At 32.5% G+C, this 21,069-nt stretch carries 26 protein-coding genes; 19 read left to right on the plus strand and 7 right to left on the minus strand.

The features are described from left to right. Positions 1 to 56 precede the first annotated feature (56 nt). From IRZ83_RS09520 to IRZ83_RS09580, 13 genes are all read left to right on the plus strand, one after another. On the plus strand, positions 57 to 380 hold the full coding sequence (locus IRZ83_RS09520; protein ID WP_194568333.1) for an ArsR/SmtB family transcription factor: 324 nt from the start codon (positions 57 to 59) through the stop codon (positions 378 to 380). A 6-nt stretch (positions 381 to 386) separates the two neighbouring features. Next, positions 387 to 854 carry an SRPBCC domain-containing protein gene (locus IRZ83_RS09525; protein WP_194568335.1) on the plus strand — a complete coding sequence of 156 codons (468 nt, stop codon included), beginning with the start codon at positions 387 to 389 and terminating at the stop codon, positions 852 to 854. Positions 855 to 859: 5 nt separating this feature from the next. Further along, positions 860 to 1,237 carry a DoxX family protein gene (locus IRZ83_RS09530; protein WP_194568337.1) on the plus strand — a complete coding sequence of 126 codons (378 nt, stop codon included), beginning with the start codon at positions 860 to 862 and terminating at the stop codon, positions 1,235 to 1,237. A gap of 17 nt (positions 1,238 to 1,254) precedes the next feature. Continuing rightward, positions 1,255 to 1,833: a YdeI/OmpD-associated family protein gene (locus IRZ83_RS09535; RefSeq protein WP_194568339.1), complete on the plus strand. Its 579-nt coding sequence runs from the start codon at positions 1,255 to 1,257 to the stop codon at positions 1,831 to 1,833. 33 nt (positions 1,834 to 1,866) lie between these two features. Next, positions 1,867 to 2,433 carry a DUF4256 domain-containing protein gene (locus IRZ83_RS09540; RefSeq protein ID WP_029272357.1) on the plus strand — a complete coding sequence of 189 codons (567 nt, stop codon included), beginning with the start codon at positions 1,867 to 1,869 and terminating at the stop codon, positions 2,431 to 2,433. Positions 2,434 to 2,577: 144 nt separating this feature from the next. Then, positions 2,578 to 3,078 carry a tetratricopeptide repeat protein gene (locus IRZ83_RS09545; RefSeq protein ID WP_029272356.1) on the plus strand — a complete coding sequence of 167 codons (501 nt, stop codon included), beginning with the start codon at positions 2,578 to 2,580 and terminating at the stop codon, positions 3,076 to 3,078. A gap of 133 nt (positions 3,079 to 3,211) precedes the next feature. Further along, complete coding sequence (locus IRZ83_RS09550) at positions 3,212 to 4,174, plus strand: ion channel (protein WP_194568341.1); 963 nt, start codon at positions 3,212 to 3,214, stop codon at positions 4,172 to 4,174. 71 nt (positions 4,175 to 4,245) lie between these two features. Further along, a complete protein-coding gene (locus tag IRZ83_RS09555) occupies positions 4,246 to 5,145 on the plus strand; it encodes a MerR family transcriptional regulator (protein WP_029272354.1) in 900 nt (299 codons plus the stop codon). Between the two features lie 37 nt (positions 5,146 to 5,182). After that, positions 5,183 to 6,646 carry a phytoene desaturase family protein gene (locus IRZ83_RS09560; RefSeq protein ID WP_194568343.1) on the plus strand — a complete coding sequence of 488 codons (1,464 nt, stop codon included), beginning with the start codon at positions 5,183 to 5,185 and terminating at the stop codon, positions 6,644 to 6,646. 11 nt (positions 6,647 to 6,657) lie between these two features. Next, positions 6,658 to 7,497: a phytoene/squalene synthase family protein gene (locus IRZ83_RS09565; RefSeq protein ID WP_194568345.1), complete on the plus strand. Its 840-nt coding sequence runs from the start codon at positions 6,658 to 6,660 to the stop codon at positions 7,495 to 7,497. Positions 7,498 to 7,615: 118 nt separating this feature from the next. Next, entirely contained in the window at positions 7,616 to 8,056 is a 441-nt protein-coding gene (locus tag IRZ83_RS09570; protein WP_194568354.1) for a sterol desaturase family protein, read from the plus strand. Between the two features lie 9 nt (positions 8,057 to 8,065). After that, complete coding sequence (locus IRZ83_RS09575) at positions 8,066 to 8,527, plus strand: SRPBCC family protein (RefSeq protein WP_194568356.1); 462 nt, start codon at positions 8,066 to 8,068, stop codon at positions 8,525 to 8,527. Between the two features lie 103 nt (positions 8,528 to 8,630). Then, entirely contained in the window at positions 8,631 to 9,926 is a 1,296-nt protein-coding gene (locus IRZ83_RS09580; RefSeq protein WP_194568358.1) for a cryptochrome/photolyase family protein, read from the plus strand. A gap of 238 nt (positions 9,927 to 10,164) precedes the next feature. Here the strand turns inward: IRZ83_RS09580 and IRZ83_RS09585 are convergent, their stop codons facing one another. Both IRZ83_RS09585 and IRZ83_RS09590 read right to left on the minus strand, forming a co-directional pair. Beyond that, the gene (locus IRZ83_RS09585; RefSeq protein ID WP_194568360.1) at positions 10,165 to 11,469 is read right to left on the minus strand and encodes an ABC1 kinase family protein; all 1,305 of its coding nucleotides are present in this window, start codon (positions 11,467 to 11,469) and stop codon (positions 10,165 to 10,167) included. Beyond that, positions 11,466 to 12,128 carry a TetR family transcriptional regulator C-terminal domain-containing protein gene (locus tag IRZ83_RS09590; protein WP_194568361.1) on the minus strand — a complete coding sequence of 221 codons (663 nt, stop codon included), beginning with the start codon at positions 12,126 to 12,128 and terminating at the stop codon, positions 11,466 to 11,468. The genes IRZ83_RS09585 and IRZ83_RS09590 overlap by 4 nt, the downstream gene beginning before the upstream one ends. Positions 12,129 to 12,226: 98 nt before the next feature. Here IRZ83_RS09590 and IRZ83_RS09595 point away from each other — a divergent pair, with 98 nt between their 5' ends. Continuing rightward, a complete protein-coding gene (locus tag IRZ83_RS09595) occupies positions 12,227 to 13,138 on the plus strand; it encodes a TIGR01777 family oxidoreductase (RefSeq protein WP_194568363.1) in 912 nt (303 codons plus the stop codon). A 2-nt stretch (positions 13,139 to 13,140) separates the two neighbouring features. Here IRZ83_RS09595 and IRZ83_RS09600 read toward each other — a convergent pair whose 3' ends face one another. The 5 genes from IRZ83_RS09600 to rmuC all read right to left on the minus strand — a co-directional run bounded on the left by IRZ83_RS09600 (position 13,141) and on the right by rmuC (position 16,623). Next, the gene (locus IRZ83_RS09600; RefSeq protein ID WP_029272345.1) at positions 13,141 to 13,710 is read right to left on the minus strand and encodes a YceI family protein; all 570 of its coding nucleotides are present in this window, start codon (positions 13,708 to 13,710) and stop codon (positions 13,141 to 13,143) included. 199 nt (positions 13,711 to 13,909) lie between these two features. Continuing rightward, positions 13,910 to 14,302, minus strand: a complete 393-nt coding sequence (locus tag IRZ83_RS09605; protein WP_029272344.1) for a VOC family protein — start codon at positions 14,300 to 14,302, stop codon at positions 13,910 to 13,912. A 27-nt stretch (positions 14,303 to 14,329) separates the two neighbouring features. Then, positions 14,330 to 14,875, minus strand: a complete 546-nt coding sequence (locus IRZ83_RS09610) for an acyl-CoA thioesterase (protein ID WP_029272343.1) — start codon at positions 14,873 to 14,875, stop codon at positions 14,330 to 14,332. Between the two features lie 2 nt (positions 14,876 to 14,877). Beyond that, positions 14,878 to 15,243 carry a hypothetical protein gene (locus tag IRZ83_RS09615; protein ID WP_029272342.1) on the minus strand — a complete coding sequence of 122 codons (366 nt, stop codon included), beginning with the start codon at positions 15,241 to 15,243 and terminating at the stop codon, positions 14,878 to 14,880. A 6-nt stretch (positions 15,244 to 15,249) separates the two neighbouring features. Continuing rightward, on the minus strand, positions 15,250 to 16,623 hold the full coding sequence (rmuC, locus tag IRZ83_RS09620) for a DNA recombination protein RmuC (RefSeq protein ID WP_194568365.1): 1,374 nt from the start codon (positions 16,621 to 16,623) through the stop codon (positions 15,250 to 15,252). 187 nt (positions 16,624 to 16,810) lie between these two features. Between rmuC and IRZ83_RS09625 the strand changes: the two genes are divergently transcribed. Genes IRZ83_RS09625 through IRZ83_RS09645 form a run of 5 tightly spaced genes read left to right on the plus strand, consistent with a single transcriptional unit; the run spans position 16,811 to position 21,035 of the window. Continuing rightward, complete coding sequence (locus IRZ83_RS09625; protein ID WP_194568367.1) at positions 16,811 to 17,683, plus strand: protease complex subunit PrcB family protein; 873 nt, start codon at positions 16,811 to 16,813, stop codon at positions 17,681 to 17,683. Between the two features lie 8 nt (positions 17,684 to 17,691). Further along, positions 17,692 to 18,090: a hypothetical protein gene (locus IRZ83_RS09630; RefSeq protein WP_029272339.1), complete on the plus strand. Its 399-nt coding sequence runs from the start codon at positions 17,692 to 17,694 to the stop codon at positions 18,088 to 18,090. A 51-nt stretch (positions 18,091 to 18,141) separates the two neighbouring features. Then, the gene (locus tag IRZ83_RS09635; RefSeq protein WP_029272338.1) at positions 18,142 to 18,696 is read left to right on the plus strand and encodes an RNA polymerase sigma factor; all 555 of its coding nucleotides are present in this window, start codon (positions 18,142 to 18,144) and stop codon (positions 18,694 to 18,696) included. Further along, complete coding sequence (locus tag IRZ83_RS09640; protein ID WP_194568369.1) at positions 18,693 to 20,450, plus strand: hypothetical protein; 1,758 nt, start codon at positions 18,693 to 18,695, stop codon at positions 20,448 to 20,450. Before IRZ83_RS09635 ends, IRZ83_RS09640 begins: the two co-directional genes overlap by 4 nt. A 51-nt stretch (positions 20,451 to 20,501) precedes the next feature. Next, positions 20,502 to 21,035: a MepB family protein gene (locus IRZ83_RS09645; RefSeq protein WP_194568371.1), complete on the plus strand. Its 534-nt coding sequence runs from the start codon at positions 20,502 to 20,504 to the stop codon at positions 21,033 to 21,035. The last annotated feature ends 34 nt before the right edge of the window (positions 21,036 to 21,069 follow it).

A 21,069-nucleotide genomic window follows, 5' to 3' on the forward strand; every position in this document is an offset into this window, starting at 1 on the left:
AAAAAATTTGTGTAGTTAAATAACTACATATAAATTTGTAGCCAAATAACTTCACAATGAATTTAAGAAGAGATGTATTTCAAGCCATAGCAGATCCAACAAGAAGAGCTATATTATTGCTGGTAACTTCGCAATCTATGACCGCAGGTGCTATTGCATCTAACTTTGACACGGCGCGACCAACTGTGTCCAAGCATTTGAAAATATTAACCGAGTGCGAATTGTTACAACAAACACAGAATGGCAGAGAGGTTCACTACAATATCAATGCTAAAAAAATGAGAGAAGTAGCTGATTTTATTGAGCCTTTCAGAAAAATGTGGGACGACCGATTTAACAAACTTGAATCAATTATGAAAAACTACAAACCCGAAAACTAAATCAAAATGGAACAAAAGACAAAAATAGACGCAGAAAATGGGAAGCAAGAAATTGTAATTACAAGAGATTTTGATCTTCCGGCAGCCTTACTTTTTAAAGCATACATTGAACCAAGCATAGTTGAACAATGGATGGGAACAAAAGTACTCAAACTTGAAAACAAGAAACACGGAGGCTATCAATTTGAAACAAGCGATCCTAAAGGAAATGTGGTATTTCAGGCTAACGGTGTTATTCATGAATATATTCCAAACCAAAAAATCACACGAACATTTGAAATGGAAAATTCTCCATTTGCTGTTCAGTTAGAATTTTTAGAATTTGAAACATTAACAGAAAACACCAGCAGACTCAAAATGCATGTGGTATACAAATCAATTGCTCTTAGAGATCAAATGCTGCAATTACCATTTGCTCAAGGCATAAACATGGCTCACAATCGCTTACAAGACATCGTTAGTAAACTAAAATAAGAATCATGAAAAAGAGAAACAAAATTATCTATTGGATTGCAACCGCTTGGCTTTCATTAGGAATGCTGTCAACCGGAATTGTACAATTACTACAACTAAAGGAAGAAAAAGAAATGATGGCACATTTGGGTTATCCACTTTACTTTCTAAGAATATTAGGCGTTTGGAAAATTCTTGGCGTAATCGCAGTTCTTATTCAAAAATTTCCCTTATTGAAAGAATGGGCCTATGCAGGTTTCTTTTTTGCTATGTCTGGCGCTATATTTTCGCACTTTGCAATTGGCGATGGAGGAAAAGAATATTTTGGGCCCACTTTATTGCTAATTCTTACTGTACTTTCATGGTATTTTAGACCTGAAAATAGAAAAACAATTTCGGTTTAACTTTAAAAATAGTTACAATGAATCCTAAAGTTGATTTTTATTTTAACAAAGACCAAAAGTGGCAAGAAGAATTGGAGCAATTAAGAACCATAGCTCTTGATTGCCCGTTAACAGAAGAATTAAAATGGGGAAATCCTTGCTACATGTATCAAAAAGGCAATATTGTTTTAATTCATGCCTTTAAAGAGTATTGTGCCTTTTTATTTTTTAAAGGTGCACTACTAAAAGACACAAATGGAATTATGATTCAGCAAACAGAAAATGTGCAAGCTGCTAGACAAATTAGATTTACCGACGTTAAAGAAATTATTGAATTAAAAGACGTTTTAAAAAGGTATATCTATGAAGCGATCGAAATTGAAAAAGCAGGCTTAAAAGTCGATTTAAAAAAGACAACAGAATTTGCAGTTTCTGAAGAATTTCAAAAGAAACTTGATGAAGATTTTAAATTAAAAAAAGCTTTTGAAAGTCTAACGCCAGGACGTCAAAGAGCTTACTTGCTTCATTTTTCGCAGCCTAAACAATCTAAAACGAGAGAATCAAGAGTCGAGAAATATATCCCGCTAATTCTTGACGGAAAAGGATTAAATGATTAATTTTAATTCACCCCTCTAAAAAAAGCAAACAACATGAGCTTCATAAAAAACAAGTTGACACAAGAAGAGCAGGAAGAAATCATCAGTATTTTGAAAGCTCGTTTTGAAAAAAACATGAGCCGTCATAAAGGTATTGAATGGTCTAAAGTAGAAAAAAAACTGCAATCTCATACAGAGAAACTTTGGTCATTGCTTCAAATGGAAAAAACGGAAGGCGAGCCTGATGTGGTTGGATATGATGAAAAAAAAGATGAATACATTTTTTTTGATTGCGTGGCCGAAAGTCCAAAAGCAAGAAGAAGTCTTTGTTATGATCGAAAAGCGCTTGATTCAAGAAAAGAAAACAAACCCAAAAACAGTGCAATTGATTTGGCTGAAGAAATGGGAATTGAAATCTTGACAGAAGAACAATATCGCGAATTACAGCAACTGGGAAATTTTGATACTAAAACCTCGAGCTGGATTGCCACACCTTCTAACATTCGAAAATTAGGAGGCGCGCTGTTTTCAGATTTTCGTTACGACACTGTTTTTGTATATCATAATGGAGCAGAATCTTATTATGCTGCAAGGGGATTTCGCGGTTCTTTAAGAGTTTAATTTTATTTGAATTTGGGCAAATAATTTATATTATATTTAAAATTAATCAAGATTATTTCACAAAAAGAACTTCTCTTACAAATAAAACTTTGCTAAATTCGTTTCAGAATTAATTAACACATCAACCTAATCCCAAATTAGTTTATGAAACACCTACTATTAGCATCATTTATTATGATTACCTGCTCTACCTGGGCGCAATCTGCAACGGCTTATTTTGACAAAGCCATGAAAAAAGCCGAAGCCGGCAACACAAAAGGCGCCATCGCTGATTATACTAAAGCCATCGGCATGAATTCAAAATTTGTTGAAGCCTACCAAAACAGAGGTGTTGCAAAATTTAAAATCAACGACTTAAAAGGTGCGTTGGCAGATTTTAGCAAAACCATCGAATTAGACGACATGAATGCAGATGCCTTTACGGGAAGAGCAAACGTAAATTACAAATTGATGAACTTTAAAGAAACTATCGAAGACTGCACTGCTTCATTAGGTTTAAATCCGAAAGATTATATTGCCTACAATCTTAGAGCTTTGGCATATAATAAAATTGGAGACAAAAAAAATGCCTGCAGCGATTTCTCTAAAGCAATCGAATTAGGAAGTCAGAGTGCGATTAAAAACAGGGCTACTTTTTGCAAATAAACTGATTTTACAATTAAAAATAACTAAAAAGCAATCTTTAAACTAGCTGTTTACAGGTTGCTTTTTTATTAAAAACCCAACCACAATTTCCTATTAAAGATATCCTTACATTTGTCATTCAAATTTAATTTCGATGGCACTTCTTAAAAAAATAAACAACAACGCTCAAACCGATAAAAACTCTGGATTCGGGACAAATGCAGGCAGTTATGGCGGGAGATTCGTAAATAAAAACGGAACCCCAAATATCGAAAAAAGAGGTATGAATATACTTCGACGCATTAGCTGGTATCATACCATGATCGATATGCCTAATTGGAAATTCATGTTGATACTTTTTACTTTTTACATCGTAATCAATTTTATTTTCGCTGTTATTTACTATGCAATCGGAATTCAACATCTCGACGGAATCGCACAATCGCAAAGTGTATTGACTCAATTTGGGCAAGCTTATTTTTTTAGTGCACAAACTTTTACAACTGTTGGTTACGGCCATATAAGTCCAACCGGATTTTTAACAAGCGCTTTGTCTTCGGCGGAAGCCTTAATTGGTTTATTGAGCTTTGCTATTGCAACAGGTTTATTTTTTGGAAGATTCAGCAAGCCAACCGCTTTCCTGAAGTTTTCGCACAATGCCTTAATCTCGCCTTACGGAGAAAATAAAGGCCTAATGATACGTCTTGTTCCTTTTAAAAATACCAATTTTACAGATGCAAAAGCAAAAGTTACATTAGGAATGAGTGTTGAAGAAAACGGCGTAAGAACAAACAAATTCTACAATTTAGAACTCGAATTAGATCGAATTAATGCACTTTCTTTAAGCTGGACACTAGTTCATCCTATAACAGAACAAAGTCCTTTATACAATTTTACTGAAGAAGACTTTAAAAAAATACATGGCGAAATTTTAGTTTTCATTACCACTTTTGATGATTTGTATAGCAACACTGTTGCAGCCCGAACTTCTTATATTTTTAGTGAGATTATTTATGGCGCAAAATTCGTAACAATGTACAATAGAAGCAAGGATGGCACTAAAACGATTTTGTATTTAGATAAATTAAATCAGTATGATACTACAAACCTCGAATAATCGACCATTTTTAGTAAGTTTTAAGGGTTATTTCAGATTTTATTTTATTTTTGTTTATTCAATAATAACAAATGGTGAACAATATAAAAACGGTCTTTAGCATTAAAGATCTTGAAAACTTATCTGGCATAAAAGCTCATACAATCAGAATATGGGAAAAAAGATACAATATTCTTGAACCCATGCGAACTGATACTAATATCAGACTGTATAATTTACAAAACTTACAAAAGCTTTTAAACATAACATTATTACACGAATACGGTTATAAAATATCTAAAATAGCTACTTATCCTGATGATAAAATTCCGCAATTAGTTAGAGAAATTATCTCCAAGAAAAATTCTCAAAACTACGCCATCACTTCATTTAAGATGGCAATGATGAATTTTGACCAAGAATTGTTTTTCACCACTTTTGATTGGCTGATTTCTGAAAAAAGCTTTAAAGAAGTTTTCAAAGATCACTTTTTGCCGTTATTAAAAGAGTTAGGATTATTGTGGCAATCTGAAACGATAACTCCTGCAAATGAGCACTTCATGAGCCATTTGATCAAGCAGAAGATTTTAATTTATACCGAAAGCCTTCAAATATTAAAGCCAACTAAAACAGATCGATTATTTGTACTTTCCTTGCCATTAAATGAAATTCATCAAATTGGATTATTATATCTGCAATACGAAATTTTATCTAAAGGATACAAAACCATCTATTTAGGCGAAAGTATGCCGATAGAAAATTTACAGGATCTTACGCGTCATTTTGAGAACATTACTTTCGTTTCTTTTATGACTGTACAGCCAGATCGTAGTGTTATCAATCAATACGTTAAGACTATGGCACAAAAATTACTTCTAAAAAACAACGAAATTTGGCTTATGGGCAACATGGTAGAACATATTGATCAAGCTAATTTGCCAGACAGAATTCGAATTTTTGATTCTATGGAAGAAACAATAGAACAAATCTAATATTTTTGTTTAAAGTTTTTGTACATTTGTTAAACAGATGACAAAAACAAAAACAATAGCAATAATAGGATCAGGCTTCTCAGCTTTAGCCGCTTCATGTTACTTGGCTCAGCAAGGCAACAAGGTGACTATCTATGAAAAAAATGATAGTATTGGCGGTAGAGCCAGACAATTTAAAAAAGACGGATTTACATTTGACATGGGACCAAGCTGGTATTGGATGCCCGATGTTTTTGAACGTTTTTTTCAGGATTTTAACAAAAAAACATCCGATTATTATGAACTCGTAAAATTGAATCCAGCCTATCGGGTTTATTTTGGCGTTGACGATTTCATTAACATTTACGACAATTTAGAGGAAATCAAGTCTACTTTTGAAAGTATTGAAGAAGGAAGCGGTAAACAGTTAGAAACCTTTATCAATCAAGCCAAAAGCAATTATGATATTGCGATCAAAGATTTAGTTTATCGCCCTGGGGTTTCGGCGCTAGAATTAGTCACTCTCGAAACTACTTTAAAACTTGGTCAATTTTTTAGCAACGTAAGTACTGATATCCGCAAGAAGTTCAAAAATGAAAAACTGATTCAGATTCTTGAATTTCCAGTCTTATTTTTGGGAGCAAAACCTACCAAAACACCTTCATTTTACAATTTTATGAATTATGCCGATTTTGGCTTAGGCACTTGGCATCCTAAAACCGGTATGTTTGATGTTGTTCGCGGTATGGAAAAACTAGCTCGTGAATTAGGCGTTTCAATTGAAACCAATTCGGCAATAGAAAAAATAATTGTCGAAAACAAAACGGCAACTGGAATTGTTATCAACGGAAAAATCATTAGTGCAGATATTATCTTAAGCGGTGCTGATTATCATCATACAGAAACTTTACTTGAAAAATCAGACAGAGCTTACTCTGAAAAATATTGGGATAGCCGTGTTTTTGCACCTTCTTCTCTCCTATTTTTCGTGGGCTTTAATAAAAAAATAGAAAACATAACGCATCATGCACTGTTTTTCGATGTTGATTTTAATCAGCATGCAGCAGATATTTATGATAAACCAAAATGGCCAGAGTCTCCGTTATTTTACGCCAATTTTCCCTCTAAAACAGACATAACTGCTGCGCCGGAAGGTATGGAAAGCGGTTTCTTTTTGATTCCGTTAGCACCGGGAATAACAGACAGTGAATCGCTTCGAGAAGAATATTTCGAAAAAATTATCACTCGTTTTGAAGCACTTACACAACAAAAAATTAAAAATAGTATTATATTTAATAGATCATTCTGTAAAAATGATTTTGTATCCGATTATAACGCGTACAAAGGAAATGCCTACGGAATGGCAAATACCTTATTACAAACTGCTTTTTTAAGACCGAAATTAAAAAGCAAAAAAGTAAAGAATTTATACTTCACAGGGCAACTAACCGTTCCTGGACCAGGGGTTCCGCCTGCTTTAATTTCGGGAAAATTGGTTGCTGAGTTAATTCAAAAATCTTAGATCTTAAAAAAATGAAATCACTATTCGACGCCGTTTCTTCTAAATGCAGTAAGCTTGTTACACAGCACTACAGCACCTCATTTTCGCTAGCAGTAAAGATGTTGTCGCCAAGTATTCGCGATGCTATTTACAGCATATATGGTTTTGTCCGCTTTGCAGATGAAATTGTAGATTCGTTTCATGAATACGACAAAGAAAGTCTCATAAACGATTTTGAAAAAGAGTTTTATAAAGCGATGGAACTTGGAATCAGCCTTAATCCGATTCTGAACTCTTTTCAGCACACTGTAAAAGAATACAATATTACAGATGATATGATTCAGGCTTTTTTAAAAAGTATGAAACTCGATCTTATAAAATCAACTTATAATACACAAACTGAATATGAAGATTATATCTACGGTTCTGCAGATGTTGTTGGCTTGATGTGCTTGAAAGTTTTCGTTTCAGGAAAAGATCATAAATACGAACAGCTTAAAAACGAAGCAATGCGTCTAGGATCTGCTTTTCAGAAAGTGAATTTTTTAAGAGATTTAAAAGATGATAATTTGGTTTTAAACCGAAATTATTTTCCAGGAGTCGATTTGAATTCTTTTGATGAAAATGCAAAAACAGCCATTATCAATGAAATCGAAGAAGATTTTAGAATTGCATATCAAGGAATTGTAAAACTTCCTATCGAAGCTAAATTTGGCGTTTATACTGCTTTTGTTTATTATAAAAAATTACTGAAAAAGCTAAAAAATACACCTTATTACGAAATTGGAACTTCTAGAATCAGAGTTTCAAATTATACTAAAGCAGGACTTTTAGCGCAATCTTTTGTAACTTACAAATTGAAGCTGGTTTAGATTTCCTAATTCTTTAGCTCTAAATACTAAATACTTTTTTGAGTCAATCTTTTATAATTTAAAGGTAAGCTCATCATATTTTAAATAATAATTTTAATATTTCAACAAATAAAAAAAAATGATTTCTTTCTTAATCTTTTTAGGTGTTTTTCTGTTCATGGAATGTGTTACATGGCTCACGCACAAATACATTATGCACGGGCTTATGTGGTATTTTCACGCTGATCATCATCAGCCTAAGTACGAGCATACTTTTGAGCGCAACGACGTTTTCTTTGTAATCTTTGCGGTTCCGAGCATCGTGCTGTTTTATTTTGGAGTTCAAGGCGGATTTAATTATTGGTTTTTTGTTGCTTGTGGCATAACAACTTACGGAATATGCTACTTTTTAATTCATGACGTTTTGATTCATCAGCGTTTTAAATGGTTTAAAAACACTAAAAACAAATACCTTATTGGGTTGCGAAAAGCACATAAAATTCACCACAAACATTTAGGAAAAGAGCATGGAGAATGCTTCGGAATGTTATTTGTTCCTTTCAAATATTACAAAATGTAAATTTACTTTATGAAAGTATATAAAATAGAAGCTGTACAGCATATCAATGCCAGTATTGAAGAATGCTGGGATTTTTTTTCAAGCCCAAATAACCTTCAAACCATAACTCTTGACAATATGAGTTTTGAGATTCAAGATTTTGACGGCAAGCGCATGTATCCTGGTCAAATTATTACATACACATTAAAACCTCTTTTAGGAATAAAAATAAACTGGGTAACGATCATAACTGTTTCAAAAGAAAATCAATACTTTATAGATGAGCAGCGTTTTGGTCCTTACGCTTTATGGCATCATAAACATTTTTTTGAGCCTGTCGCAAACGGAACAAAAATGGTCGATATTGTGCATTATGCTTTGCCTTTTTGGTATTTAGGCCGACTTATGAATGCTTTAATTGTAAAAAGAAAATTAAAAGCCATTTTTGAATATCGCCACAATAAGATTGAAGAATTATTCAATTTGAAATAAGTTCTGCTAAAGATTTCACAGCTTAATACAAATCATTAAACGTTTTTATTCTAATAGAAATCTCTGGCAACACAACAAAATTTCAAAAGCAGAAATTAATATAATGACAAAACAAAAAGTTACTTTTTTCTGGTTTAGACGTGATTTGCGTTTAGAAGATAATACTGGATTATTTCATGCCTTAAACTCTGAATTTCCTGTAGTTCCATTATTCATTTTTGATGAAGATATTCTAGAAAACCTTCCTAAAAACGATGCACGGGTAAGTTTTATTTATGATTCCCTTCAAAAAATAAATACTGAACTTGTTGGAATTGACTCTTCTCTTTTAATTAAAAAAGGAAAAACAATTGATGTTTGGAAATCGCTATTAGAAGAATTTGATATTCAGAAAATCTTCTTCAATAAGGATTACGAACCATATGCTATTGAACGCGATTTAGCAATTTCTTCTTTAGTAAAAAAAAATAATATTGAAACTTTTTCATTTAAAGATCATGTAATTTTTGAAGAAAAAGAAATCACAAAAGCAGACGGACTGCCTTACACGATTTACACACCATATAAAAACAAATGGCTCGAGAAATATCATTTCTCTGAACAAGCTCCAGAATATGATACCAAACCTTACTTTGCAAATTTTGCAAAAAATCAATTTAGATTTCCCGAATTAGTTGAAATTGGTTTTGAAAGAAGTTTAATAAAAGTGCTTCCACACAACTTAACTCACATTTCAAATTATAAAGAAACGAGAGATTTTCCAGCTTTAGACAGCACTTCTTATCTGTCTCCTCATTTGCGTTTCGGAACTGTCAGTATCCGAAAATTAGTCAATTGGGCGAACAAGAAAAATCAAACTTTTTTAAGCGAATTGATTTGGAGAGAATTTTTTATTCAGATTCTTTTCAGTTTTCCAAATTGTGTTAATCACAATTTTAAATCAGCTTACGACGGCATCCAATGGCGAAATAACGAAGACGATTTTAAACGATGGTGTTCTGGCACAACAGGTTACCCAATGGTCGATGCCGGAATGCGTCAGCTCAATGAAACCGGATACATGCACAATCGCGTGCGAATGGTAGTAGCAAGTTTTTTATGCAAACATTTGCTAATTAACTGGCAATGGGGCGAAGCGTATTTTGCAGAAAAATTACTAGATTTTGAATTGGCCTCAAATGTAGGCAACTGGCAATGGGCAGCTGGAACGGGTTGTGATGCTGCGCCCTATTTCAGAGTTTTTAATCCTGAAATTCAACTAAAGAAATTTGACCAAAAAGGAATCTACATCCGCAAATGGATTCCAGAATTTGATTTAGGATATAATGAACCAATGATCGACCATGCCTTTGCAAGAGATCACGCTATTGCTACTTATAAGGCTGGAATTTTGAAATAAATTCCAAAATTTTAAATTCCAAATTCCAATTGTTCGTAATCTTGTCATCCTGACGAAGGAAGAATCACACAAGAAATTCCGCACAGAAAGCCGCCAATCTTTATCGATTTACGAGTGTGATCCTTCCTTCGTCAGGATGACAAACAAGACAAAAAAAACTTTGTCAAAGTTTTAAACTTTGACAAAGTTCTATATGTAAAGTTCAGCCAACTTGAAACCTGAAACTTGAAACAAAAACTTAATATTTCAAATAATTATCAACCACAATCTTTGCTTTCAAATCGAACATTAAATTATAAAGTCCGAAGAAAGTACGGTTCATGTAAATAAAGTGCTTAGAACCACGATTTCCATTCATTTTTTTAAGATTTGTATCTTCCGAGAAACGCTTTCCTAATTCGGCGATTGCATTAAAAAAAGTTTCATCTGCAAAATCGAAGGTTTCATTTTGAAAAGGCTTGGTAAAAAGTGATAACAAATCAAAAAACATATTTGTAAAATATTCGATCTCCTCTTTAGAATCATCAGATCTAAGAACTTCTAACTCAAATAATTTTTTATTAAAATTTTCCAAATCATTTAAAACTGCTTTATTAATCAATTCAAAATATGGTGAGTAAAATTCCTCGGGAATCTGTTTCATACAACCAAAATCCAAAGCAATTAGCTGATTTTGATCATTAATTAAAAAATTACCTGGATGCGGATCTGCGTGAACTTTTCGTAAAACGTGAACTTGGTACATATAAAAGTCCCAAAGCGCCTGACCTATTTTGTCGCCAACTTCCTGATCAGCATTTTTAGCCGTAAATTCAGAAAGATGAATTCCTGTCATCCAATCCATTGTGATGATTTTCTCTGATGAAAACTCTGGATAGTAATTCGGAAAAAGTATATTTTCGATTTTATTACACGCATCAACAACTTCCTGACTTTGTTTTAATTCTAATAAATAGTTTGTTTCTTCAATAAGTTTATCTTCAACTTCCTTGAAATATTTGTCAGAATCTTTTCCTTGCAGGTTAAACATTCTAATTGCAATTGGTTTAACCAAAGCCAAATCAGACGAAATACTGTTTGCAACTCCAGGATATTGAATTTTAACAGCCAGTTTTTTATCATTTTTCTTAGCCAAATGAACCTGACCAATACTTGCCGCATTTACAGAATTTGCATTGAATTCGTCAAAAATTTCATAAGGTGTTTTTCCGAAATTTGCTTTGAATGTTTTTAAGACTAAAGGTGCCGATAAAGGCGGAACAGAAAATTGCGACAAAGAAAATTTCTCGACATAAGCCTGAGGCAAGAAGTTCTTATCCATACTCAGCATTTGAGCTACTTTTAACGCGCTTCCTTTTAAGCTTTTTAGTCCGTCATAAATATCTTCGGCATTGTTTTCATTTAATTTATCACGTGTCAAATCAGAATTTACCATTTTTTCAGCATAATGCTTAATGTAGTTTACTCCCACTTTTGCACCTGTCTGAACTAATTTGCTGGCTCTTTCTATTTTTGACGTTGGTATATAATCTATTGTTTTCATTGTTTGCTGTATATTTTTTCTTTGAATAGAAATTTTCCGAAATCTATCAAATGATTTATTGGCGCGACATTCATTAATTCAAACGAAGCATTAACTGATTTTTCGATAAAAATATCTGTTTTTTCAAAAGCCGGAGACGAATCGTCAATCCAGAATTTTATCGTCATCATCAATTGCAGCCAAGCACTTTCCTGAATTGTCTTTTCTTGAAATTTTTGAAGTCTTTCCTGTTCTAATCTATAATCATCCGTTAAGATTTCAGAAACATATTCTTTAAACACTTCACGAAGCGAAGTAAGCTGTACTAAATTTTTAAGCGGATTTCGGTCCAGTTTTAGCGATTGCAAAACATAACTTCTGTTGGCAGTCAACATCTCGAAGAAAGTAAAATAAAAACTCAGCATTTTGTTTTTCATATTGTATGCTGCATACTCACTGTTTTTGTGAAGCAGATCAACAGTATTTACAAAAAACAGTCTGAATATTTCTTTTTCTAAACCTTCAATCGTTCCAAAAAAAGTATAAAATTCAGCTTCAGTAAAATCATTTTCTTTGACAAAATGATAAACTGATTTTGGCTTTTCTCCTTTTTCTAAAACGTAATCCATATATTTTGAAACAATATCATCTCTTGTGATCATCTTTTTTTTAGTTGCCATTTCATTAAAATTTAGAATTTGCCTTAAAGGTAAGCAATGTTTAAGTATCTTTACTTATGCTTAAACAAGATGCACTGTTAAATATATTATAAACTATCATGGCTAAAAATGTTTTACTAACCGGAGGTACTGGATTCATTGGAAAACATCTCACAGATGTACTTTTAGATAGTGGTTTTTCGGTATCTATTTTGAGCCGATCTGATAGAGAAAATACTCCTTTGGTTACCTATTATAAATGGGATTTAAAAAAGAATTACATTGATAAAAATGCCATTTTAAATGCCGATTATATTATCCATTTAGCGGGCGAAGGAATTGTAGAAAAAAGATGGACTAAAAATCGTAAAAAAGTTATTTTAGAAAGCCGCATACAACCAATTGAACTTATCTTTTCTGTCTTAAAAGAAAACAATAAAACTTTAGACGCATTTGTCTCGGCTTCAGCGATTGGAATTTACGGTGCTATAACGAGTCATAAAATATGTGATGAAAATACACCGCCAGCAAATGATTTTCTAGGCACAACTTGCCAAGAATGGGAAAGTAGTGTTGATAAAATAAATTCATTGGGAATTCGGACTGTAAAAGTCAGAACCGGAATTGTTTTTGGTAAAAATGAAGGTTTTCTTAAAAAACTTGTTCCGAGTTTCAAGTCTGGTTTTGGAGCAGTTTTAGGAACAGGAAAACAATATTTACCTTGGATTCATGTCGAAGATTTATGCCAAATTTACTTGAAGGCAATTTTAGACCAAGAAATGATAGGTCCCTACAATGCCTGTATCACTGACAATACTACAAACTCAAGATTTTCTAAAGAACTGGCCAAGTTATTTGGTTACTCAATATGGCTTCCAAAAGTGCCGCCATTTCTCTTAAAAATAGTTTTAGGCGAAATGAGCGATGCAGTTTTAGAAGGCCAAAGAGTTTCTTCTGAAAAAATTCAGAAAATGGGTTTTGAATTTCAGTTTACAGATTTAGAAAAAACACTCGTAAGCTGTTTGCATTAGCTTTATTTTAAAGTCAGATAAACTTGATCATTAGTTCTCATAACTCCAATTAATTCTGTATTAGCAGTTTTAGAAATTCTGGAAGCTATTTCATCTGGAATTTGAATATCAAAATCAGAAACCAAAATAGGAAAGTCAGATATAATTTGAATTCCGTCGCCCACTTTTTTAATTAAGGCATCTACCATAATTTGTTTAGTTTTTCCTCGTACGACCAATTTTCCTTTTATTTGATACATTTTTTCTTCTTCAGTAATGTCCTTCAAATCAAATTTCTCGATTTTGCCTTTAAAAACTGCTTTAGGATAACGCTCGCTCTGCATGTAATTTTCGTTAAAATGTTCTTGCATCAAGTCTAATTTAAAACGAAAATCTTTGATAACAACAGTACAAATAAATGTACTTGTCTTAGGTTCTAAAACAATTGCAACCTGTCTGTTTACGGCTTTTATTTCTTCAAAAAGAGGAATTGAGGCTTCAAAATTAATTGTTCCCGAATTGGTGAAAAATTTATCCTGAGCAACAACGGAATAAGCGGTAAATAGTAAAATAAATAATGTAATTTTTTTCATAATCGTCAAATATTTAAACAATTATGTCAATCGATAATTTAATGATAAGAAGAGAAAAACTGAACTTAATTAAACCGATAAAAAATCGAATGGCAATACTCCTTGAAATATAATTTTAAGATTGATTCTATACCTTAAATTTACGATTTTTACAGGATAGCCGGTTTCATATTTTTGCCAAATATTTGTGAAATTTACATTATTTCATTTCTGTACAAATTTCTATTAAAAAGCCATCTAAATCTCGTACATATGCCACAACCTGCCCCCAAGGTTTTTTTGTTGGTTCTACAACTAAGATTGCTCCTAAAGAAGTTGCTTTTTGCACTAATTCGCCAACTTCGTCTGTTATAAAACCAATTTCAATTCCAAAAGGCTTGCCTTCTAAATTACTTTGAACAAAACCCTCTTTTAAGTTTTGGCTGGCTAAATTTTTTGAAGCAAATGAAAGTGTCGTTTCTCCCGTAATTAATTCGCCATAATCATGATCTGGTGTTATAAATTTTCTTGAAAATCCGAATGCATTTTCATAAAATGAAAGCGACTTTTCTACATCTTCTACATATAAAATTGTATATCCAAACTTTACCATTTGTTTTAAATTAAGTGATTTAATAAATTATGCTAATTCTAAAAGTACATTATATTTGTCTAAACTTGCTAAATCTTCAATCGAATTTACATTTGTAATTTTGGCATGTTCTTCGACTTCTTTTTTAGACTCAATTTGTTTGATGCATTTTCTAAAGCGTCGAACCTCATCTAAATTAGATAAAATAAGTCCTGGTACTTGAACGCTTTTCCCATCTTTATCTTTGGCAACCATCGTAAAATAAGACGAATTACAGTGTTTAACTGCTCCTGTCTGAATATTTTCAGCCTCAACTCGAATGCCTACAATCATCGAGCTTCTTCCAACATAATTTACAGATGCTTTCATGGTTACTAATTCGCCTACTTCAATAGGTTTTAAAAAGTTCACTGTATCAACCGAAGCTGTTACACAATAATTACCGCAAAATTTTGATGCCGAAGCAAAAGCAATCTGATCCAGCAATTGCAAAATATATCCTCCGTGAATTTTGCCGCTAAAATTGGTGTGCGACGGAAGCATTAATTCTGAAATACTAATTTTTGATGAAGAAACGGGTTTAAAATCTGTCATGTTTATTTATATTTAAATGGGGAACTTTCTTTTTGAACAGCTGTGACAAAAAAATGAGAATCTCCCCACCAGCTAAATGTTCTATAGCGTTCTACGTAAGTCAGTTTTACATATTGACCTTGCAGATCGTTTAATTGATCAATTACTTTTTTATCGCTGTCTAAAACTGAAAATCTAAATATTTGTGATCCAGAAACGCCTTGACTTATTTCGCCTTCCCAAGTTTTCATCATTACGCCTTTATGACTCATTCTGATCAATTCGCCAGAACGATATCCTTCACTGTAAGGAATATAATAAATAAAGGTAAAATAAATCGTAAAAATTAAAACACCAATTGCTGCAATTATTATTAAAATTCTTTTCATAAGATCTTAATTTAAAGATTGATTTTCGTCTGTATTTGAGGCTCTCGCAATAATATTTTCTGGCAAAGCTTTTTTAGCCTTTGCTCCCATTTTCTTCAACTTTTCAACGCTTGAGATCAAGTTTCCTTTTCCGTCTACCAATTTATTCATTGCGTTATCGTATTCACTTTTAGTATCTTTAATTTTATTTCCAATTTTAACCAAATCGGTTACAAAACCTTCAAATTTATCGTATAAGGCTCCGGCTTGTCTGGCAATTTCAAAAGCATTTTCCTGTTGTTTCTGGTTGGCCCACATGCTGTCAATAGTTCTTAAAGTCGCTAATAATGTACTTGGCGTAACGATTACAATATTACGGTCAAAAGCTTTGTTGTATAAAGCAGAATCTTCGTTTAAAGCAATTGCAAAAGCGGGTTCTATCGGAATAAAAAGCAAAACAAAATCTGGGCTTTCTATTTGATACAAATCGTGGTAATTTTTATTTCCGAGTTGCTCAACATGTCTTCTTATAGAACTTACATGCTCTTTTAAATATTCAACTTTTAGAATTTCTGATTCTTCATTGATCCATTTTTCATAAGCAACCAAAGAAACTTTCGAGTCGACAATCATTTTTTTACCGTCTGGCAAATTAATCACCACATCCGGAAAAACGCGATTTCCTTCATTGTTAGTAAAACTCTGCTGTACTTCGTATTCACGACCTTTTTCTAGACCCGATTTTTCTAAAACACGTTCTAAAACGAGTTCGCCCCAATTTCCCTGCATTTTACTGTCGCCCTTTAAGGCTTTCGTCAAGTTTAGGGTTTCTTTGCTCATTTGAGCATTCATTTCGCTTAAACCTACAATTTGCTGGCGCAAAGCGGCATGATAATCAATACTTTCCTTATGTGTTTGTTCTACTTTTTGTTCGAAACCATGAATTTTATCCTGCAAAGGCAAAAGTATATTTTTCATGTTTTCGCTGTTCTGTTCCGTGAATTTAGCCGATTTTTCTTCGAGAATTTTATTCGCCAAATTTTCGAATTCTTTCGTGAATTTTTCCTGAAGCTCTGTTATTTCACTTTTTTGTTCTCTGTGGCGCTCCCATAAATTTTCAAAATCGACTTCTTTTTTAGAAAGCTGAATCGCCAAACTGTCTTTTTCGGTTCTTATATTTTCTTTTTCAGCATTGGTTAATTGAAGCTGTTTCTGAAAATTGTTTCTTTCATTTTCGAATTGTTCTTTTTGCAATTCAAGCTGATTTGCATTTGCATTTAATCTCTCTTCTAAACTCACTTTTTCAGATTGTGATCTTGCCGAAAAGAGCAATTTTCCTAAGTAAATCCCTAAGAATAAAGCAACAACAAACGCCAGTATAAGTGGAAGAAAATCAAACATAATTAAATTTTTATTTAAGTAAAAGTACGCAATAATACGTAGTGCTTAATCTTTAAAATCAAAATTTCACGAATTAGGAGACATTCTAAATTAAACGAGAATTTTAAAAATTTCCAAGAAAAAAAAATCTTTTACGCAACCTTTTCAAAAAGAATCATCTACTAGATATAACCTATTAAATAATATCATGAAAAAATTAATGTTAAGCTTGTTTATAGCTTTTGGATTCAGTGCTTGCTCCCTTGGCGACGACATAAATGTTGACTGTGGCGCAAATACAGATTTAGCTTTTACAGGGTTTCCACTATTATGCAATTACAGCATCAAAACTTTACCTGTAAAACCAGCTGCCATTCTTGTCGCCTCGCAAGAAAAAATGGATTCTAACTTTACAAAACACGAAAATACTTGTACCGCTGCAAGCGATCCTACAATAGATTTTACTAAAAATATGCTGGTAGGAATTTTTGCTGGAGAAAAACCAACAAGCGGCTACGCTATAAAAATGACTTCGATTGTCGAAAATAACTGCGAAGTTATCATCAGTTTTTATGAAAAAGCACCTTTAGCTGGAGAAGCTATTACACAAGCTGCAACATATCCATCAGATTTTATTTTGATTCCAAGAACATCTAAAACTATTCTTTTCAACCCAGTAACAGAAACTCCAGACAATATTGTAATTGGAACTTACTTTGGAGAATGCGCCGGTTCTGATTGTCAAAAATTCTTTCAGATAAACGATTTTAATATTATGAAATTTCAGAATGTAGCTTCAGGAAACTACAATTTTGAGCAATATAAATATATGGCTGCTGGTAAAAGAGGCGACTATACTTTGTTCTTAAAAAGTGTGCCGGCAGAAATTTTAAATTTAAAAGGACAAACAAAAACGTACGGTTCGCCAGATGCTGCAGATCAAGGCGGTATTTATTTTGAACTTCATCAGGGACCAATTGCTACAAAAGTATTTATAGATACTAATGACACTGCAGATCAAAGTGCAGAAATTAAACTTTTCAAAAAAGCGATTCAAGACAAAATCACAAGTTTAAAATAATCATAACCATGAAAAAACAAATTTTAATCCTTATCGTCTTTGGACTTTTCTCAACAGCTTACTCTTTAGAATCGACAACCTTAAATTCTGGTTCTATTGTGAACACTTGGATTTGGGAAAAATCTATTGGAGGAGCAAGTAATCCTTATACCGCAACTCCTAAAACTATTGGCTTTACAAAAAAGGTAGTTTTTACTCCTGACGGAAGAGTAATCACGTATAAAAATGATGTTGAAATTAGAAATAGTGCGTATGAAATAGGAAAAGGAATTGGTTTTTCTGATAAGGCAGAACACGACCTTATTACCTTTGAAGGTAAAACTTATATTATAGAAAACCTTGATAATCAAAACCTAACAATCGTAAGCAACTGTCAAGATGCAGCCCGTACTATTTTTAAAAGATAGTTTTTTAAGTTTATAAGAACTATTTTTGCAAAACCAAACAATACCACATTTTTGAAAGACGATTTAGAAAAATACATTAGGCAATGCATGCAGAATGAGCGCGAAGGACAGCTGAAAATATATCAGCTGTTTTCTCCTGTTTTGTATGGTATCTGCTTGAAGTATATGAAAAACGAAGATGATGCCAAGGATGTTTTCCAAGAAGCATTTGTAATTGTTTTTCAGAAAATAAGCCAATATAAATTTGAAGGAAGCTTTGAAGGCTGGCTAAAACGGATTTTCATCAATAAACTCATCGAAACTTTAAATAAAAAGAAAAAAGAGAGTTTTTTTCTAGATGTTTTTGACCCTGATACTGATTTTATTGAAGAGGAGGAATTAGAAACAATTCCGATAGAACAAGAAAAATTATTAGAATATATACGGGATTTGCCTGATCAATACCGGACGGTTTTTAACCTCTATGTTTTTGAAAAAATGAAACACAAAGAGATCGCCGAATTACTAAAAATATCAGAAGGAACATCAAAATCAAATTTAAACAGAGCGAAGGGAATTTTGCAAAAAAGGATTTTGAGCATAAAAAAAAATTTTAAGATAGCATGAAAAAGCAAAATATAGAAGATATTTTTTCATCAATGGAAAACTTTTCGAGTGTTCCGCCACCCGAGCTATGGGCTAACATTGAGGAAAAACTGGATAAACCTAAAAAGAAAAAAAGGGCTATTATTTGGTGGTCGGCTGCGGCATCCTTGTTATTAGGACTGTTGCTTCCTTCTGTTTTATATTTTACTTCAAATTCTGGAATTAAAACTATAAACGGCAGTGGTATTGAAAATAATAAAGTTGTTTTAGATGAAAATAAAAAGGAGCAAAATGACAAAACTCCAATTAAATCAGAACAAAATAATAGTAATCAACAATCAGATGATACTACTAATTCAATTGTAGAAAGTAATTCAGTTCAAACTAACAACTCTGAAGGAAATCAAACTGAAGAAACAGCAGTAGCCAGTACAGAGGCTTCAAGCAAAATTAATTCTTCTAAAAATTTAAATTCAAAATCAAATAGAGCAAAAAACAATATAAATCAGGCTCTAGCCGAAAAAAATACTGTTGCTGAAAAACAAAATCAATTGAATTCTTTCTCTAGAAATCAGAAATTGAATTCAGAGAAAGCAAATGCAAATCAGGCTGTAGCCGAAAAAACTTTCGTTTACGGAAAACAAAATTCATTTAATACAGCTTCAAAAAATCAGTTTTCAAATCCTGAAAAAAGAAATGCCGACAAGATTTTAGCCGAAAAAACATTTGTAACGAAGAAAAAGAATGCCTTTAATTCTCCAAAAAATCAGACACCTGCTTCTATATTTGAAGACAAATTAAATTCGAATTCAAATAATGTTGCTTTTAATGCTTCAAATTCATCTTTAGGCAACAAACAAAATGGAGCTGTTGAAAGCGAGAAAAATGCTTCGAATGAGATTGTCAAAACAGATAAAGCAATTGCAGAAAATACACCAAAAAGCAACTCGAAATTTAAGGATGTTATTTTAAGCAAACAAGATTCAGTTCAGTTGGCAGAACTTCAAAATTTAGAAAAAGGAATTATAACTCCCGAAGTCAAAAAAGGAAAAGAAAAAGATCCTAAAGCTCTGTCAAATTCTGACAAATGGGCTCTTGAAGTTTTTGCAGGTATTGCAAATTCTGAAAACACAAAAAACGAAAAAACTTTAGGAAACGTAAACGATTCCAAACAAAGCAATACGTACGGAGTTAAAACAAAATATAAAATCAATAAAAAATGGGCTGTTGGTTCTGGTTTCAAAATCAATGAATTAGGACAAAGCGTTGCGAATGTTTCTTATATAAGCACCAAAAACAATGCTTTTTTAGGGACGGGCGATTACCTTGCTCAAAACTCTTCAATTCCTCAAATAGCCAGCAATAATGCTTCTGGTGTTGTACTTTTATCAAGCACAACTAAAACGGCGATATCAAGCGATAATATACAGAGTGGAAATTTAGATCAAAGCTTACGATATATCGAAATGCCATTAGAAGTTTCCTATTCTGTTTTTTCTAAAAACAAAGCCAATATCACTTTAAACACAGGAGGATTTGTTGGTAAATTGATTTCGAACAACGTAGCTTTAGATGGCAATAACATTGGACAAAATGTAAATGCTAATGATTTTGTTTACGGATCGACTTTGAGCAGTACAGTACAATATCGCGTATACAAAAAGACAAATGTATTTGTTGAGCCAGCTATGAATTATTATGTAAATCCGCTGAACAGTCAGTCTTTCAACCAATTTCAGTGGGGATTGAATTTTGGATTGAATGTATCATTTTAAAATAGTTTTTGAATTACTTTTACAAATCTCAACTCAAAAATAATCTTACAAATGACTATTCAAAACAATTGGAATGAACTGCAAATTTCAAAAGATTTGCTTCTTTTAAAACAATTCATTTTTGATTCCTTTGAATTTGATTGCACGCAACCTCAACCGGAAGCTGAAAGCAAAGAGTACAATGCTTATCGTTTTTCTTTTAATAAAAAAAACATTTGTTATAGAGAAGCTAAAATAACACCAACAAAAACAGGGCAGTTTGTCACTTTATGGAAACGAAATAAATCAGGAATTATCGAACCTTTTGATTTTTCAGATGAAATTGATTTTGTAATTGTAAGCGTTAGAAAAGAGACTCTTTTAGGACAATTCATCTTTCCGAAAAATATTTTGCTTCAAAAAGGAATTTTTTCTACAGAAACAAAAGAAGGAATACGAGCAACGAGAGTTTATCCGCCGTGGGATGTCACAACTAGTAAACAAGCGCAAAAAACACAGCAGTGGCAATTACATTATTTTTATGAAATAAGCCCAAATTTAGAGTTAAAGAATTTTAAAAATTTGATTGGAGTACATTCAATTTAAACATAAAAAAGGCCGTTCAATCGAACGGCCTTTT

It is taken from the genome of Flavobacterium sp. JLP, from assembly GCF_015350755.1.
Lineage (GTDB): Bacteria > Bacteroidota > Bacteroidia > Flavobacteriales > Flavobacteriaceae > Flavobacterium.

What these genes read in the sequence shown, in the direction of transcription:
- IRZ83_RS09520 (WP_194568333.1), top strand. Translation starts at nt 57, where the DNA reads ATGAATTTAAGAAGAGATGTATTTCAAGCCATAGCAGATCCAACAAGA.
- IRZ83_RS09525 (WP_194568335.1), top strand. Translation starts at nt 387, where the DNA reads ATGGAACAAAAGACAAAAATAGACGCAGAAAATGGGAAGCAAGAAATT.
- IRZ83_RS09530 (WP_194568337.1), top strand. Translation starts at nt 860, where the DNA reads ATGAAAAAGAGAAACAAAATTATCTATTGGATTGCAACCGCTTGGCTT.
- IRZ83_RS09535 (WP_194568339.1), top strand. Translation starts at nt 1,255, where the DNA reads ATGAATCCTAAAGTTGATTTTTATTTTAACAAAGACCAAAAGTGGCAA.
- IRZ83_RS09540 (WP_029272357.1), top strand. Translation starts at nt 1,867, where the DNA reads ATGAGCTTCATAAAAAACAAGTTGACACAAGAAGAGCAGGAAGAAATC.
- IRZ83_RS09545 (WP_029272356.1), top strand. Translation starts at nt 2,578, where the DNA reads ATGAAACACCTACTATTAGCATCATTTATTATGATTACCTGCTCTACC.
- IRZ83_RS09550 (WP_194568341.1), top strand. Translation starts at nt 3,212, where the DNA reads ATGGCACTTCTTAAAAAAATAAACAACAACGCTCAAACCGATAAAAAC.
- IRZ83_RS09555 (WP_029272354.1), top strand. Translation starts at nt 4,246, where the DNA reads ATGGTGAACAATATAAAAACGGTCTTTAGCATTAAAGATCTTGAAAAC.
- IRZ83_RS09560 (WP_194568343.1), top strand. Translation starts at nt 5,183, where the DNA reads ATGACAAAAACAAAAACAATAGCAATAATAGGATCAGGCTTCTCAGCT.
- IRZ83_RS09565 (WP_194568345.1), top strand. Translation starts at nt 6,658, where the DNA reads ATGAAATCACTATTCGACGCCGTTTCTTCTAAATGCAGTAAGCTTGTT.
- IRZ83_RS09570 (WP_194568354.1), top strand. Translation starts at nt 7,616, where the DNA reads ATGATTTCTTTCTTAATCTTTTTAGGTGTTTTTCTGTTCATGGAATGT.
- IRZ83_RS09575 (WP_194568356.1), top strand. Translation starts at nt 8,066, where the DNA reads ATGAAAGTATATAAAATAGAAGCTGTACAGCATATCAATGCCAGTATT.
- IRZ83_RS09580 (WP_194568358.1), top strand. Translation starts at nt 8,631, where the DNA reads ATGACAAAACAAAAAGTTACTTTTTTCTGGTTTAGACGTGATTTGCGT.
- IRZ83_RS09585 (WP_194568360.1), bottom strand. Translation starts at nt 11,469, where the DNA reads ATGAAAACAATAGATTATATACCAACGTCAAAAATAGAAAGAGCCAGC.
- IRZ83_RS09590 (WP_194568361.1), bottom strand. Translation starts at nt 12,128, where the DNA reads ATGGCAACTAAAAAAAAGATGATCACAAGAGATGATATTGTTTCAAAA.
- IRZ83_RS09595 (WP_194568363.1), top strand. Translation starts at nt 12,227, where the DNA reads ATGGCTAAAAATGTTTTACTAACCGGAGGTACTGGATTCATTGGAAAA.
- IRZ83_RS09600 (WP_029272345.1), bottom strand. Translation starts at nt 13,710, where the DNA reads ATGAAAAAAATTACATTATTTATTTTACTATTTACCGCTTATTCCGTT.
- IRZ83_RS09605 (WP_029272344.1), bottom strand. Translation starts at nt 14,302, where the DNA reads ATGGTAAAGTTTGGATATACAATTTTATATGTAGAAGATGTAGAAAAG.
- IRZ83_RS09610 (WP_029272343.1), bottom strand. Translation starts at nt 14,875, where the DNA reads ATGACAGATTTTAAACCCGTTTCTTCATCAAAAATTAGTATTTCAGAA.
- IRZ83_RS09615 (WP_029272342.1), bottom strand. Translation starts at nt 15,243, where the DNA reads ATGAAAAGAATTTTAATAATAATTGCAGCAATTGGTGTTTTAATTTTT.
- rmuC (WP_194568365.1), bottom strand. Translation starts at nt 16,623, where the DNA reads ATGTTTGATTTTCTTCCACTTATACTGGCGTTTGTTGTTGCTTTATTC.
- IRZ83_RS09625 (WP_194568367.1), top strand. Translation starts at nt 16,811, where the DNA reads ATGAAAAAATTAATGTTAAGCTTGTTTATAGCTTTTGGATTCAGTGCT.
- IRZ83_RS09630 (WP_029272339.1), top strand. Translation starts at nt 17,692, where the DNA reads ATGAAAAAACAAATTTTAATCCTTATCGTCTTTGGACTTTTCTCAACA.
- IRZ83_RS09640 (WP_194568369.1), top strand. Translation starts at nt 18,693, where the DNA reads ATGAAAAAGCAAAATATAGAAGATATTTTTTCATCAATGGAAAACTTT.
- IRZ83_RS09645 (WP_194568371.1), top strand. Translation starts at nt 20,502, where the DNA reads ATGACTATTCAAAACAATTGGAATGAACTGCAAATTTCAAAAGATTTG.